General features: G+C 59.1%; 12 protein-coding genes. 8 read left to right on the forward strand and 4 right to left on the reverse strand.

What is annotated here, in order from left to right:
* The first annotated feature begins 24 nt into the window (after positions 1–24).
* The 3 genes from AAE029_RS20510 (at position 25) to AAE029_RS20520 (ending at position 3,305) form a co-directional block, all read left to right on the forward strand.
* Entirely contained in the window at positions 25–2,025 is a 2,001-nt protein-coding gene (locus AAE029_RS20510; protein ID WP_371074729.1) for a CocE/NonD family hydrolase, read from the forward strand.
* A gap of 487 nt (positions 2,026–2,512) precedes the next feature.
* Positions 2,513–2,749, forward strand: coding sequence for a DUF2188 domain-containing protein (locus AAE029_RS20515; protein WP_371074730.1), 237 nt, complete (start codon positions 2,513–2,515; stop codon positions 2,747–2,749).
* A gap of 325 nt (positions 2,750–3,074) precedes the next feature.
* On the forward strand, positions 3,075–3,305 hold the full coding sequence (locus AAE029_RS20520) for a DUF2188 domain-containing protein (RefSeq protein ID WP_371074731.1): 231 nt from the start codon (positions 3,075–3,077) through the stop codon (positions 3,303–3,305).
* 138 nt (positions 3,306–3,443) lie between these two features.
* Here the strand turns inward: AAE029_RS20520 and AAE029_RS20525 are convergent, their stop codons facing one another.
* The 4 genes from AAE029_RS20525 to AAE029_RS20540 form a co-directional block, all read right to left on the reverse strand.
* Positions 3,444–4,379, reverse strand: coding sequence for an alpha/beta hydrolase (locus AAE029_RS20525; protein ID WP_371074732.1), 936 nt, complete (start codon positions 4,377–4,379; stop codon positions 3,444–3,446).
* Between the two features lie 177 nt (positions 4,380–4,556).
* Complete coding sequence (locus AAE029_RS20530; protein WP_371074733.1) at positions 4,557–4,994, reverse strand: VOC family protein; 438 nt, start codon at positions 4,992–4,994, stop codon at positions 4,557–4,559.
* A 210-nt stretch (positions 4,995–5,204) separates the two neighbouring features.
* Positions 5,205–6,101 carry an NAD-dependent epimerase/dehydratase family protein gene (locus tag AAE029_RS20535; protein ID WP_371074734.1) on the reverse strand — a complete coding sequence of 299 codons (897 nt, stop codon included), beginning with the start codon at positions 6,099–6,101 and terminating at the stop codon, positions 5,205–5,207.
* A gap of 99 nt (positions 6,102–6,200) precedes the next feature.
* On the reverse strand, positions 6,201–6,980 hold the full coding sequence (locus tag AAE029_RS20540) for an SDR family NAD(P)-dependent oxidoreductase (RefSeq protein WP_371074735.1): 780 nt from the start codon (positions 6,978–6,980) through the stop codon (positions 6,201–6,203).
* A 414-nt stretch (positions 6,981–7,394) separates the two neighbouring features.
* On the opposite strand from AAE029_RS20540, the gene AAE029_RS20545 reads away from it, so the two are divergent.
* From AAE029_RS20545 to AAE029_RS20565, 5 genes are all read left to right on the forward strand, one after another.
* Positions 7,395–8,525 (forward strand): calcium:proton antiporter, encoded by a 1,131-nt coding sequence (locus AAE029_RS20545; RefSeq protein ID WP_371074736.1) that lies wholly within the window; start codon positions 7,395–7,397, stop codon positions 8,523–8,525.
* Positions 8,526–8,543: 18 nt separating this feature from the next.
* A complete protein-coding gene (locus tag AAE029_RS20550; protein ID WP_371074737.1) occupies positions 8,544–9,104 on the forward strand; it encodes a DedA family protein in 561 nt (186 codons plus the stop codon).
* A gap of 104 nt (positions 9,105–9,208) precedes the next feature.
* Positions 9,209–9,973, forward strand: coding sequence for a DUF4239 domain-containing protein (locus tag AAE029_RS20555; protein ID WP_371074738.1), 765 nt, complete (start codon positions 9,209–9,211; stop codon positions 9,971–9,973).
* 302 nt (positions 9,974–10,275) lie between these two features.
* The gene (locus AAE029_RS20560) at positions 10,276–11,475 is read left to right on the forward strand and encodes an efflux RND transporter periplasmic adaptor subunit (RefSeq protein ID WP_371074739.1); all 1,200 of its coding nucleotides are present in this window, start codon (positions 10,276–10,278) and stop codon (positions 11,473–11,475) included.
* 41 nt (positions 11,476–11,516) lie between these two features.
* A complete protein-coding gene (locus tag AAE029_RS20565; protein ID WP_371074740.1) occupies positions 11,517–14,711 on the forward strand; it encodes an efflux RND transporter permease subunit in 3,195 nt (1,064 codons plus the stop codon).
* The last annotated feature ends 13 nt before the right edge of the window (positions 14,712–14,724 follow it).

Raw genomic sequence — 14,724 nt, forward strand, 5'->3', positions numbered from 1 at the left:
CACAAGCCAGGACGAATTGAAATCATGAACAATCGCAGCTTCACCACGATCGAGAACCAATGGATCACGCTGAGGGATGGAACGCGGCTTGCGGCCCGCATCTGGATGCCGGATGGCGCCGATACCGAACCGGTACCCGCGGTCTTCGAGTTCCTGCCCTATCGCAAGCGCGACGGAACCAGCGCGCGTGACGAATCCACCTATCCGGTTTTCGCAGCCGCCGGTATTGCCGGCGTGCGCGTGGATATCCGCGGCTCTGGCGAATCCGACGGCATTATCGACGGCGAATATACCGAGCTCGAACTTGCCAATGCCTGCGAGCTGATCGCCTGGATCGCTGCACAGCCGTGGTCGAACGGGTCCGTCGGCATGATGGGCATTTCCTGGGGCGGTTTCAACTGCCTGCAGGTGGCCGCTCTTCGTCCGCCGGCGCTGAAGGCTGTCATCTCGATCGCCTCGACCGTGGATCGCTACAATGACGACATCCATTACAAGAACGGCTGTCATCTTTCCGCGCAGCTCTCCTGGGCCGCGACCATGCTCGCCTACCAGTCGCGCTCTCCCGATCCGGACATCGTCGGTGAACGCTGGAAGGAAATGTGGCTGGAGCGGCTCGAGAAAGAACCCTTCTTCATGGAGGAGTGGCTGCAACATCAGCGCCGCGACCGGTTCTGGGAGCACGGCTCGATCTCAGAGGATTTTTCCGCCATCGAAATCCCTGCCCTCGTCATCGCCGGCTGGGCCGATGGCTATCGCAATACGCCCTTGATGGCGGTCGAGGGGCTTGGCGTAAAGGCAAAGGCGCTGATCGGTCCATGGGTGCACAAATATCCCCACTTCGCCTGGCCGAAGCCGCGCGCGGACTTCCACGGCGAAGCGATCGCCTGGTGGAACCGCTGGCTGCGCGGCGAGAAGAACGGCATCGAGGATTTGCCGCAGGTTCGCGCCTACATGCTCGATAGCGTCAGACCCGCACCGCGTCGGGATACCGATCCCGGCTTCTGGGTCGCCATGGACGAATGGCGCAAACCAGAGATGCAATGCTTCTATGTCGAGCAGTTCGGCACGCTAATGGAAGGCATGCCGATCCCGCATGCGCCGGCCCATGACGTCTTCCTGAAATCACCGCTCGATACGGGAACGGCGTCCGGCGAATGGTTCACGCTGAAGCCGGATGCGGAGCTTGCGCTCGATCAGCGTGGTGACGATGCCGGTTCTCTGACCTTCCAGTCGCCGCCGCTTGCCGAGGCCCATGACTATCTCGGCAGGCCGGTGCTGACGGTCACCGTCTCCTGCGAGGCCGGGCTTGCCAACCTCTGTGCCCGCCTCGTCGACGTTCATCCGGATGGCTCCGCGACGCGCATTTCCTTCGGCGTCATCAATCTTGCCCACCGTGACGGCAACGCCGAGCCGAGGCCGATGATATCAGGCGAAAGGACGCGGATCCGTCTGGAGCTCGACGCCTGCGGCTACCGTTTCGAGAAGGGTCACCGCATCCGCCTTTCGCTTTCGACCGCCTATTGGCCGATGGTCCTGCCGCCGCCCTCCGATCCTGGCCTGACGGTCGATATCGCCTCGCTCGGCCTTGCCCTGCCGAAGCTGGGCGCGCATCAGCGGATTGATATGAAGCAGCCGGACAATCCCGATCCGCTGCCGAAATATATCGAGCACAAGCCTGCAACGACGAGGCGCAGCGTCACGCGCGACCTCACGGCCAACCGCACGGACTACCTCATCCATGAGGATACCGGCCTATTCGAACATCCGGGCACGGGCCTTTCGACGCGGCAGCTGCGCGAAGAGCTCTGGTCGATTTCGCCGGAGGATCCGCTCTCGATGACTGGCACGGCGATCTGGACCTGCGACATGGAGCGATCTCGCTGGTCGCTGCGCACGGTCAGCATCGCCAAGATCGCCTGCACGGCGACCGATTGGCTGATCAGTGGCTCGGTGATCGCCTATGAGGGGGAGCTGCAGGTCTTTGAAAAGACCTTCGAGAAGAAGATACCGCGCGACTGCATGTGAAACGTGCGGCACCCCTGGCAGTCCCCTCTCCCCGCATGCGCGGAGAGGGTTAGGGTGAGGGGCAAAACTCTCGCTGAATCTGATAGTTGCGGATGAAAATTCGAGTGCCGCGACAGCCCCTCATCCGCCCTCCGGGCACCTTCTCCCCGCAAGCGGGGCGAAGGGGGAGTCGCATCCTCCGCCGTCCCTCACCGGCGGCAACCGTTTGCAGCCGCAGCTTGCTCGATCGTCCCCTCGCACTGCTTGGGGGCCATCAGCCGGACGCGATACATAGCGCAGCACTTCCCGCCACTCGGCAATGAGGTCCGTTAGAGACATCCTTAAGAATGAAAAAAGTCTGCGAAAGCGGGCTTTATGTTCATGTCGTAATTGCAGAATCCGTGTTTATATCTATGGTTGCACCATCACCAAAAATTGTTGAACGGGGTTGAACCGTGGGCTGATCGTCTTCGTTTTAATTACACACATAAGAAAAGGGGAACGAGCCATGAAACGGGCCTATTTTGTGATGCGCGATGGCGATAAGTGGAAAATCAAAATCAAAGCGGACTATCCAGAGCTGTTCGACGATCAGAAGAGCGCCGTCGACGCCGCAGTGGACGCCGCGCATAAGTCCGGCCGGAACGGATTTGAAGCCGAGGTGTATATCAAGGCCGAGGATGATCAGCTCCAATTGACTTGGACATATGGCAAGGATCGCTATCCTAAACCGGCTGACGCCTGAGAGCATCCTTTAAGGACGCACCACGCCCATCGATGTTAACCCGAGGTTAGTCTTGCCGCGTGATTGGCGTGGACGCATCCATTAGTTATCACTTAATTAATGACGCCGCCACTATCCCGGCGGTAAGAGGCCCGGTGTCGTGTTCCACAGTCACGAAGCAGCCGGGCCTCTTTGCTCTTCGAATGGATGAATCGACTATTCTGGACGCTCTGCTCAAATGCTCTCTCGCACAGCCCCTCCTGCCATATCATCTCGTTCTACGGAAACGAACCACATCATCTTTTCTCAGTTTAATAGGAATAACTCGTAGAAGGAGGATCCCGCCATGAGACGACACTATTTTGTGGTTCGCGACCAAGAAGAGTGGAAGGTCTATCTGGATGGAGACTATTCCGATGCAAATTGCGATCAGAAAGCAGTGATCGCCGCTGCTGTCGATGCCGCATATAAATCCGGCAGGGAAGGCTACCAAGCCATTGTGTTCGTTCCAGACGAGAATCACCAGTTTCGGGTCACGTGGACGTACGGAAAAGACACATATCCGCCTATAAATTAAAAATCGTCGCGCCAAATGGGCGTATGGGCTTCGATCCTTTCCATCACGCAACATGCGCTCGCCCTTGAAAGGGGCGCCATTGTTCCCATTTCTCGTCTTCTTAGATCGAAAGCAGCACCGAAAATTCGCGGATCCCGCTCATGGCGGTTTTCCCGCGGCCATTCGATCGATTGCGACGCAGAGCGCATGGAATCCTGCGCCCGCGCCCTCGCTCATATGCCGCGCCCGCAGCCAGGCATGCACCATCTGCCGCTCCTCCCGGAACCAGACTTCGATGCCCGCCTGCGCCAACCGCGCCGCATAATTCCGGCCGTCGTCGCGCAACGGGTCGAAATGCGCAACCGTGATATAGGCGGGCGGCAGGCCGACAAGGGATCTGGCAAGCAGCGGATGTGCGACCGGCTCATCGGCGGGCGCCCTGAGAATGGCGCGGTAATAGCCGACATCGGCAGTTGTCAGCCCTGGGGCCTCCGCCATTTCCTCATAGGAACCGGAAACGAGATCTCCACCAAGGACCGGATAGATCAGCGCCTGACCGACAATGCCGGAAATTTCCTCGTCTCGCGCCCGTATGGTAAGCCCGGCCGCCAGATTGCCGCCGGCACTGTCGCCAATCAGGACCAGCTTTTCGCCCGCGCCGATCAGCAGCTTCAACACCGTGAAGGCATCGTCCGACTGGGCCGGCCATACATGTTCCGGCGCCAGGCGATAATCGACGGAAATAAGCTCGGCGCCCGCGAAATCGGCAATCTCGGCACAGATCGCGTGATGGCTTTGCAGTGACCCGACGACATAGCCGCCGCCGTGCATATAAAGAAGCTTTGTCGCCGTGCGGACATGTGCCGGGCGATAGCTGCGCGTCGGGATTGTTCCAATCAAGGCGTCCTCGGTCTTCATGCCTGTCGGCAGAGGACGGTCGAACCTCACACAGAGCGCGTCATACCAGATACGCTGCTGGCTGACTGGTGCGTCGACGGCATCGGGTGGATAAAAGCCATCGCAAAGCCGGATGAATTCGAGGATTCCAGCTTCCCGCGGCATCGGCTTCGCGATGGCATCGATAGCTCTTGTCATGGCGTCCCCCACGCCCCCTGTGGATCGCACCAGCGGCATCACGACTCATATGTATCAGCGCATTTTATGCGCGCATGCCCGGAAATCTATAGCAATTCCAGGAAAGTGCGAAGCGGCTTTCCGTCCGACGCGCTCGCTGACATTGGTCACTCTTCGCCATTTGCCTTCGTATTACGCTCAGCTGAGTTCTTGGGCGAGTCCGATGAGAAGCCCTTCAGGCCCACGGATGTAGCAGAGCCGATACGCGTCTTTATACTGGACTACTTCGCCTACGAGCTGCGCGCCGCGCGTGCGGAGCCTTTCAAGCGTCTCGTCGATGTCGTCCACGGCGAACATGACGCGGAGGTAGCCTAGGGCGTTGACCGGAGAGTTCCGGTGATCTGCGACGACAGGGGGCGTGAGGAAGCGAGAGAGCTCTAGCCGGCTGTGTCCATCAGGTGTGCGCATCATGGCAATCTCGACACACTGATCGCCCAGTCCAGTGACACGTCCGGCCCATTCTCCTTCGACCGTAGCCCGCCCTTCGAGCTCGAGGCCAAGTTCGCGAAAGAAATCAATCGTCGCTCCGAGGTCTTCGACGACGATTCCTACATTGTCCATTCGCTTGAGCGCCATGTTTCAAATCTCCAAAGTGTCGTTTCAATCGACAAGGTATCGCCTCGTCTAACAAAGGACGTTTGAGGCACCCCAACACCGACAGCCATCCGGGCCCGATTCGCTGCTGTCCACATCAGAAGCTTGAATCATGGACCGCCTTAAACCGCCACGCCGTTTTGAAACGGTCTCTTAGGGGATGCCGAAAAGTCTGTTAAAACGCGCGATGCTCTAGGAGTTCGGCACATATTTGCGCCAGTTGTGCTCCTCCTTGAAGCCGAGGACTTCGCGAGTCTTCCGATTGGAAAGCGGCGCTTCAAATTCCCCAAGTTCCCTGCGGATCGGTGTATTCGGCGCCCAGCGCTTGAGGAATTCGCGCGTCGGCTCCGAGGCTGTGATCGTATCGTTCACGGCATTGAACACCTGGAAGCCGAGACCGCTCTTCTCGATGCAGAGATGAACGATCTGGCCGAGGTCGCGGGCGTCGATATAGCTCCAGGCGTTGCGCTTGCGCGACGGTGGATCGGCGACGAAGCCCGGGAACCGGTCATATTCGTGCGGCTCGATGACATTGCCGATCCGGAGTGCATAAATGTCGGCGCCGCTGCGCATGGCGAAGGCGCGCGCGGTTTTCTCGTTGACGACCTTCGAGAGGCCATAGCTGTCCATCGGATCGATGTCGTAATCCTCTTCGAGCGGAAAGGAATGAAAGTCCTTGTCGCCCTCGGCGAAACAAACGCCATAGGTCGTCTCGCTGGAGGCGATGATGATCTTGCGGATCCCGAGCTTAACGGCCGCCTCGATGACATTGTAGGTAGACGCGACATTGGCCATGAAGGTCGTGTTGTCGGGCTTGATCAGAATGCGTGGGATCGCGGCGAAATGGACGACCGCATCGACGGGCGCTGGCCCCTGCCCTGTCTTCAGCCCATCGAAATTGAAGTGCATCGACAGCGCGTTGAAGGTCTCGCCACTGTCGGTGAGATCGGTGATCAGGGTGTTGACCCCTGGATGTTGCAGAGGCACCAGGTCCAGGTTCTGCACCTGATATCCCTTGTTGACCAGATAAGGTACGACGTGACGGCCCGCCTTTCCGCTGCCACCGGTGAAGATAATCCGCTTGCTCATGAGATCAGGTCTCCCGATTGGTAGGCTATCTGCTGTCCGCTGCTAGAGCGCCTGGGTTCTGATGAACGCACTAAGGACGCTCTGCCTCTTTGGACTTGTTCAAGGCATCAACTGGCCACCGTTGACTTCCAGCGTCTGACCGATGATGTAGCCGGAGAGTTCGGCGGAGGCGAGGAAGAGATAGGCACCCACGCAATCCTCTGCAGTGCCCAGACGTCCCTCCGGAATGGTCGCAAGCTGCGCGTCGAGCTGAGCCTGGGTCGAATAGCGCTCATGGAAGGGCGTGGCGATCACGCCGGGCGCCACCGCGTTGACGCGAATGCCGAACTGGATCAGTTCCTTGGCCATGCCGCGCGTCACATTGGCGATGAACGCCTTCGATGAGCCATAGATTCCTGCTCCGTTGCTGGCGCCGTTGCGAGCGGCGATTGACGTCGTGTTGATGATGAAACCGCCATTGGTTTTGAGATGGGGAATGGCCGCCTTCGAGGCCGCCAGCACCGAACGTCCATTGAGGTCCATTACGGCGTCGTAGTGTTCGTCTGTCATCTGCTCGTAGGTCACTCGCGCGACCATGCCGCCGGCATTGTTGATGAGGCCGTCAAGCCTGCCGAATGCCGCTGCGGCCTCCTCGACCACGCGGGCGATCTCGCCGGGGCGTGAAGCATCGGCGCGCAACAGCACGACCTTGCCGCCCGCATCCCGGATCTCGCCGGCGAGTTTCTCCGCCGCCTCGACACTGGAATTATAGTGCAATCCGACCGAGGCGCCCTGGGCGGCGAAGGCACGCGCAAGCGCGGCCCCGATGCCGGTCGAGGCGCCGGTGATCAGAACGGCCTTGCCGGCAAGATCGGAAATTACCAGTTGGGACTTGGGCATGCGTTTTCTCCCGGATCATTGTTCGTAGCGCGATCATACGTCTCAAAGCGGCTCGAAGTCATCGTCACCGATGCGAATATATCCGGTCGGGCGTCTTGAGAGGCGCGACGATGCGGCCTGTGAGGTGGGTTACTGAAGGGTGTTGTGGCCGAAGCAGAGCCGACCTTCAGCCATTATTGCGGGACCAACGTTAATCTTGCAAATTGGAAATATCGATCAGATTAAGCAATTCTGCAGATCAATGATTTGTGAGCTCGTCTGCGCAGACGCCTTACACCTTTGCGCTGGAAGGTCCACTCTCGCGAAGTGAGGCAAAGGAGTGTAGTATTTTCGAAAGAGCTACTTTGCGGGGAGAGCACAATGGCACCGTCGACCACATTTCGGGCAGCAGTCGGTTAGGCGGCTGCCGGTCGAATGACAGATAGTCTTGCACTGCAACCCACCGGTCTGGTTCGCCTGCTTCGGGAAGAGTGGTTCTTCGGCATCAGCGTGGCAACGACCCTCGTGTTCTTCGCCTTTGGTGAACCACTTTTTGAGCGGCTTTCCAATCCCCTCTGGTTCACCCTGATCTTCCTCTGGCTTTTTTCCGTTGTGCTTGGCTCCGCGCTGTCGGTCGTGCGACATGCCGATCATTTGGCAGAGCGGCTCGGGGAGCCTTATGGCACATTGATTCTTACGCTCGCCATCACCTCGATCGAGGTCATAGCGATTTCCGCCGTGATGGTTCATGGCGAGAACAACCCCACCCTTGCCCGCGACACGCTTTTCGCCGTGTTGATGATCATCCTGAACGGCATGGTCGGTCTGTCTCTGCTGCTCGGCGCGTGGCGACGGCCCGAGCAATTCCATAACATGCAGGGGGCCAATGCCTATCTTGGCGTTATTGTACCGCTGGCGACGCTCAGCCTGGTCATGCCTACCTTCGTCAGCACGGGAGAGCCTCACCCTTCCCCTGCCCGGCAACTGGTGCTCGGCATCATATCGCTCGGACTCTATGGTCTCTTTCTCTACCTGCAGGCGGGCCGCCATCAGGGTTACTTCGCCGAAGATCCCGAACACCGCCCGCACAATTATGGGCAATCGACACCCGGGGGATCGATATGGCCCCACGTGATCCTGCTATTTGCCTATATGGTGCCCGTCGTTTACCTGGTTGAGCACCTCGCAAAGCCGATCGACTACGTGATCGAAACCCTGCGTGCTCCCGCCGCGATCGGCGGCGTCGTCATGGCCGTACTGGTGGCGACGCCCGAAGCCATCAGCGCCGTGCGCGCCTCGATCGCCAATCATCTGCAGCGATCGATCAATATTTTTCTCGGTTCGGTGCTCTCGACGATCGGTCTTACCGTTCCAGCCATGCTGGCCATCAGCAATCTTTACGGGCATCCCCTCGTCCTGGGGCTTGAACATAGCGATCTGGTGATGCTCCTGCTCACGCTTGCTGTCAGCATCATTACCTTCGCCAGCGGCCGCACGCATCTCATGCAGGGCGCCATTCATTCGGTGCTTTTCGTGACTTACGTGCTGCTCATTTTCCAGTATTGATGCGCCGGAGCAACCGTCGTGTCCATTGAGCTTCTGATTGCAAAATACGGCCTGCTGGCAATCTTCCTGGGCGCAGGGATCGAGGGGGAGACGGTGGTCATCTTCGGCGGTGTGTTCGCCCATCGCCATCTCGTAAGTTACTGGTCGGCGGCATTGGCTGCCAGCGCCGGGTCTTTCACAGCCGATCAGCTGCTGTTTTTCGCCGGTCGTCATGCGCGACACTATCGCCTCATTCAGAAGCTGATCAATAATCCCGCCTTCGTCCGTGTCACGCAGCTTCTGGAGCGCCATCCGACGAGCTTTATCTTTGCGTTCCGGTTCCTCTACGGGTTAAGGGTGATGAGCCCGGTCGCTATTGGAATGTCCAGCATACCGGCTGCAATGTTCGTCGTCCTCAATGCCGCGGCAGCCTTGATCTGGGGGCCACTATTTACCGGGATCGGCTACCTGTTCGGACAGGGTATCGAGCAGGCGTTCGGCCACCTTCCGCTTCACCGGCACATGTTCATTGCGCTCGGAGCCATAGTCCTCCTGCTTGTCGCCGCATTGGCCTTCCGAAGGAGCAGACCTGCGCAATGACTTCGGATGAACCGGGACAGGGCAACAGGAGACTTACGCGTGCACAGTTTGCTCCGTTATGATCGCCGGCGAACCATCGCTTCACGATGCGACGGAGGCTGGATTTGAGCTCCCTTCTGCTTGGCGGGCTTGTATTTCTCTTCCTGTCTGCCGCCACGGCGGTCGGAATGCTGATCCGCGACCGCTTGCCCGGCCATCATCTGAATATGGATTCGAAGGAAGTAATACGGTTGGCAACAGCCGTCGTTGGAACGCTGTCGGCGCTGGCGATCGGTCTCCTGATCGCCTCCGCGAAGACGACCTACGACAATGCTGAAGTGGAAATGAGATCCTCCGTGGCGCGGATTGTGCTGCTCGACCGGGTCATGGCCCATTATGGACCGGAGACGGCCAATGCTCGCAGCCTCCTTCGCCAGCTTGTCGAAAGGCGACTGAGCCAGGGTTGGAGCGCCAGAACGACCGATCAGCCGACCAGTGGTTCGGTGGCGGAATATCAGGATATCGAGGCCGTACAGAACGAACTGCGTTCCCTGTCACCTCGAGATAACGCGCAGCGTACCCTTCAGTCGCGCGCCATTGAAGTCAGCGGCATGATAGCCGAGGCGCACTGGTTGCTCGTCGAATCCGGCGACGAAGGTCTGCCATGGGCATTCGTCACCATCCTCGTGTTCTGGCTTTCCCTGCTTTTTGCGACATTTGGCCTTCAGTCGCCTCCCAACGCGACGGTCGCCTGCATCCTGCTCGTCTGCGGCCTATCGGTCGCGGGCGCTGTCTTTCTGATCACCGATATGGCCAATCCCTATCGCGGAGTGATCCGAATTTCGGGCGCGCCCCTTCAGTCGGCGCTTCAACGCCTCGGACAACCCTAGAGCAATTCCAGGAAAGTGCGAAGCGGTTTTCCGTCCGAAATTGCGTAAAAACAAAGAGTTAGAGCGGTTCTGCGTTTCCATGAAAAGCTGAGACGTTCCAAGGCCCGCGCGCCGACGCCGCCGTCCGAAATCGCACGGAGGACTTCTACTGATAAGACTCATACCGGGCAGCAATCCAACTGCGAGCCGGCTATTGCAATTTTCCCCATTGGTGCTTCATATTGTCGCATAAGTTTGAATCTTCGAAGCCGAGGGTTTCGACGCGCGCATGAAGACTGGAACTCCTGGGTTGGGGCAGCAATATGCGTGAAATATTGGGTAAGGGTCTGCAGAGCTCTGTAGCGCTTCTGTGCCTGGCATGCGTCTCGGCATGTGACGGCAGCAGCAACACCTATGTCCCGCCGCCGCCGCCAAAGGTGAACGTGGCGCAGCCGCTTCAGCAGCCGGTGACCAACTACTTCGAGCTCACCGGCAATACCTCAGCCTTCAACTCCGTCGATATCGAGGCGCGTGTCCAGGGCTTCCTCGAATCCATCGATTACCGCGATGGCACTATGGTGACCAAGGGTACCCAGCTCTTCGGCATCCAGGCCAATACCTACCAGGCGCAAGTCGACCAGGCCAAGGCAACGCTGACCTCCGCGCAAGCTTCGCAAGTCGGCGCGCAGCAGGAGTTCGATCGTCAGAACAATCTGATGAAGACCCGAACAACCACCCAAGCTGCCTTCGATAGCGCCAGGGCCTCCCTCGACGAGGCGAACGCAAACATTCTCAATGCGCAGGCCAGTCTGGATATCGCCAATATCAATCTCGGATACACGCAGGTCGTTGCCCCCTTTGACGGCATAGTCACGGATCATCTTGTCGATGTCGGCGCCCTTGTCGGCGTAAATGGCCCGACCCAGCTGGCGACCATCGTTCAGACCGATCCGCTCTATGTCTACTTCAACGTCAGCGAGATGCAGGTCCTCACGATCAAGCAGATGCTGGCCAGTGAAGGAAGCACCCTGCGGCAGGTAGACCTGCCGAAGATCCCTGTGGAGATTGGGCTACAGACCGAAGAAGGCTATCCGCACAAGGGTCATCTTGACTACGCGTCGCCGCAACTCGACTCCTCGTCCGGAACGCTGCAGGTGCGGGGAGTGATCGACAACAAGGATCATGCCATGCTTCCCGGTCTTTTTGTCCGGGTGCGCGTGCCCGTCAGCAAAAACGAGAAGGCACTGCTGGTGCGCAACGATGCAATCGGCACGAACCAGCAGGGCACTTACCTGCTAGTGCTTGGGCCAGACGACGTTGTTGAGCAGAAGCAGATCAAGCCAGGGCAGAGGGAGGGCTCGCTGCGCGTGATCGACTCCGGTGTCGACGCCGGCGACTGGGTCGTAATAGAGGGCATCCAGCAAGCGATCCCCGGCAGCAAGGTTGCACCAGTAAAGATCGAGATGAGTCCGCCCACGGCAAATGCAGCGGGCGACGCCTCTGCCAAGTCTACCACGCAATGAAATCGATACCGCGCTTCAACTGAACGTCGAGGGGCAACAGCATGATTTCGCGCTTCTTCATCGAGCGACCGGTGCTTGCCAACGTTCTCGCCTTGGTCTTCGTGCTCATCGGCGCGGTCGCACTCTATCAATTGCCGGTGGCGCAATATCCGAATGTTGTTCCGCCGACAGTGCAGGTGACGACGCGTTTTCCGGGCGCCAGCGCCAGGACCATCGTCGATACGATCGCCCTGCCGATCGAACAGCAGGTGAATGGCGTGCAGGATATGCTCTATATGCAGTCCACGAGCGCCAGCGACGGCACCTATTCCCTGACGGTGACCTTCGCCATCGGCACGGATCCTGACCAGGCGCAGGTTCTGGTGCAGAACCGCGTTGCCATCGCCATGTCGTCCCTCCCCAATGCGGTGCAGGTTCAGGGCGTCACGACGCAAAAGAGGTCGACGGCGATCCTGGAATTCGTCAGCCTCACCTCGCCCGACAGCCGCTATGACAGCCTCTTTCTGTCGAACTATGCCGTCATCAACCTGCAGAATGAACTCGCGCGCCTTCCAGGCGTAGGCAATGTGACCGTCTTCGGTGCGGGTCAGTACGCCATGCGCATCTGGATGGATCCGAACCTGCTTCAGGCGCGCGGGTTGACACCGCAGGATGTCATCAACGTCGTACAGGATCAGAGCCAGGAGGTCGCAGCCGGCCAGGTGGGGATTCCGCCGGTACCGAGTGGACAGGATTTCCAATATACGATCAACGTCAACGGCCGGCTGAACGATGCGCCGGATTATGAGAACATCATCGTCAAGGTCGACGCGCAGCAGGGTGGCCGCATCACGCGGATACGCGACATAGGCCGCGTCGAGCTCGGCGCCCAGACCTACAGCCAATCGTTCATGCAGAATGGCCGGCCTGCGGCCGGCATCGGCATCTCCCAACTACCCGAGGCAAACGCCATCTCCGTTGCGCAGGAGGTAAGCTTGAAGATGGCGGAACTCGCCAAGGGCTTTCCGCAGGGGCTCGAATATACGGTGCCCTTCGACACGACGAAATTCGTGAAGGCTTCGATCAACGAAGTCTACGTGACGCTGATTGAGGCCGGTGTTCTGGTGCTCATCGTCATCCTCGTTTTCCTGCAGGACTGGCGGGCAATGCTCGTACCGGCGACGACCGTTCCGGTGACAATCATCGGCGCCTTCGCTGCCATGGCGGCGCTCGGCTTCACCGTCAATCTCTCAACTCTCTTCGCCATCGTTCTCGCGATCGGTATTGTCGTTGACGATGCGATCGTCATCGTCGAGGGCGTCGCACGCCATATCGAAGCAGGAATGTCCGGCCGACAGGCAGCCGAAAAGGCGATGGAGGAACTTCTCGGCCCGGTCATCGGAATAACGCTCGTGCTGATGGCGGTGTTCATTCCGGCAGCCTTCCTGCCAGGCCTGACCGGTCAGCTCTACCGGCAATTCGCCCTCGTGATCGCCGCCACTGCATTGATCAGCGCCATCAATGCGGTGACCCTTAAGCCAACGCAGGCCGCCCTTTGGCTGCGACCGCCCGTGCCGCCTGAACAGCGTAATTTCTTTTATCGCGGCTTCAACAGAATCTACAATTCGGCAGAACGCGGCTATACGAGACTGATCGGCGGCCTAGTCCATCATAGCGGCATCGCAGTCTTAGCTGCACTCGCCTTGATCGGCGTTGCCGTCTGGGGCCTCACGCGCCTCCCAACGGCCTTCCTGCCGATCGAGGATCAGGGCTACGTGCTGATCAGCGTGCAACTGCCGGACGGCGCTTCGAAGGAACGCACCGACGCGGTCATGGGAGAGATCGCAAAGATCGCTCAGGCGACCCCCGGCGTCGATCAGGTGCTTACCATCAGCGGCATCTCGGCTCTCGACAACAATGCCAGCCTGCAAAACGCTGGCATTGCCTATGTCGTTCTCAAGGATTGGGGTGAACGCGGCAAGGAACAGGGCCAGGATCTGCTTTCCATATACCAGCATCTGAACGGATCACTGCAAAACGTAATGACTGCCAAGACCCTGGTGATCGTCCCGCCCCCGATCCAGGGCATCGGCAACGCCAGTGGCTTTACCATGCAAGTGGAGATCAGGGACGGCAATTTCGACTATCCGCTGCTGCAATCCATGGCGGATTCGATCGTTCAGAAGGGCAACGCCCAATCCTCGCTACAAAGGCTGAGTACATCCTTCCGTTCGAGTGTGCCGCAGCTTTCCATCGTGGTGGAGCGGATCAAGGCGGAGACATTGGGCATTACCGTTGGCCAGGTTTTTTCCGCCATGACAGGTTATATTGGCTCAAGTTATGTCACCCAATTCAATAAGTTCGGTCGAGTTTTTCAAGTTTACGTTCAGGCGGAATCTGATTACCGCATGCGCCCGGACGATATTCGCAACATCAAGGTCAAGGCCGGCGATGGCACGATGGTGCCGCTCGACACCGTCGTCGATGTTACGAGTGTTCAAGGCCCTTCCCTGATCAGCCTCTACAATCTCTATCCGACTGCGACCATCGTCGGCGGGCCCGCTCAGGGCTTCAGCTCCGGCCAGGCGCTCAACCTCATGGAACAGATCGCGGATCAGACATTGCCGCCGGGCACCGGCTACGATTGGACAGCCATGTCCTATCAGGAGAAGATAGTCGGCGGGCAGATCTACTTCATTTTCGCCCTTGCCATGCTTCTCGTCTATTTCGTGCTCGCAGGGCAGTACGAAAGCTGGATCCTGCCACTGGCGGTGATCCTGGCCGTACCGCTCGCCCTTCTCGGAACGGTGGGCGCGTTGATGGCAGTCGGCGTCGCCAACAATCTCTACACCCAGATCGGCCTTATCCTCCTGATTGCGCTCGCGTCGAAGAACGCGATTCTGATCGTCGAATATGCGCGGGAAAAGCGCGCCGAAGGTATGGAGATTCTCGAGGCGGCCGTCGAGGCGTCGCGCCTGCGCTTCCGCCCGATCCTGATGACGTCGTTCGCCTTCATCCTCGGCGTGCTGCCTCTGGTGTTGGCGACCGGCGCCGGCGCCAATGCGCGCCGGTCGATCGGCATATCCGTTTTCAGCGGCATGATCGCATCGACCTGCCTTGCGGTCCTGTTCGTCCCGTCGTTCTACGTCGTCCTGCAGCGTTTCGAGGAGTACAGAAGGCGGCGGCAAGAGAAACGCGCAGCCGAGGCTGCTGCCGCGCGTGCCGTTTCCGGCTCTACTTCCAACGCAGGCAATTGATAGTGGTACGGAA

This window comes from Sinorhizobium sp. CB7 (genome assembly GCF_041357635.1).
Lineage (GTDB): Bacteria > Pseudomonadota > Alphaproteobacteria > Rhizobiales > Rhizobiaceae > Rhizobium.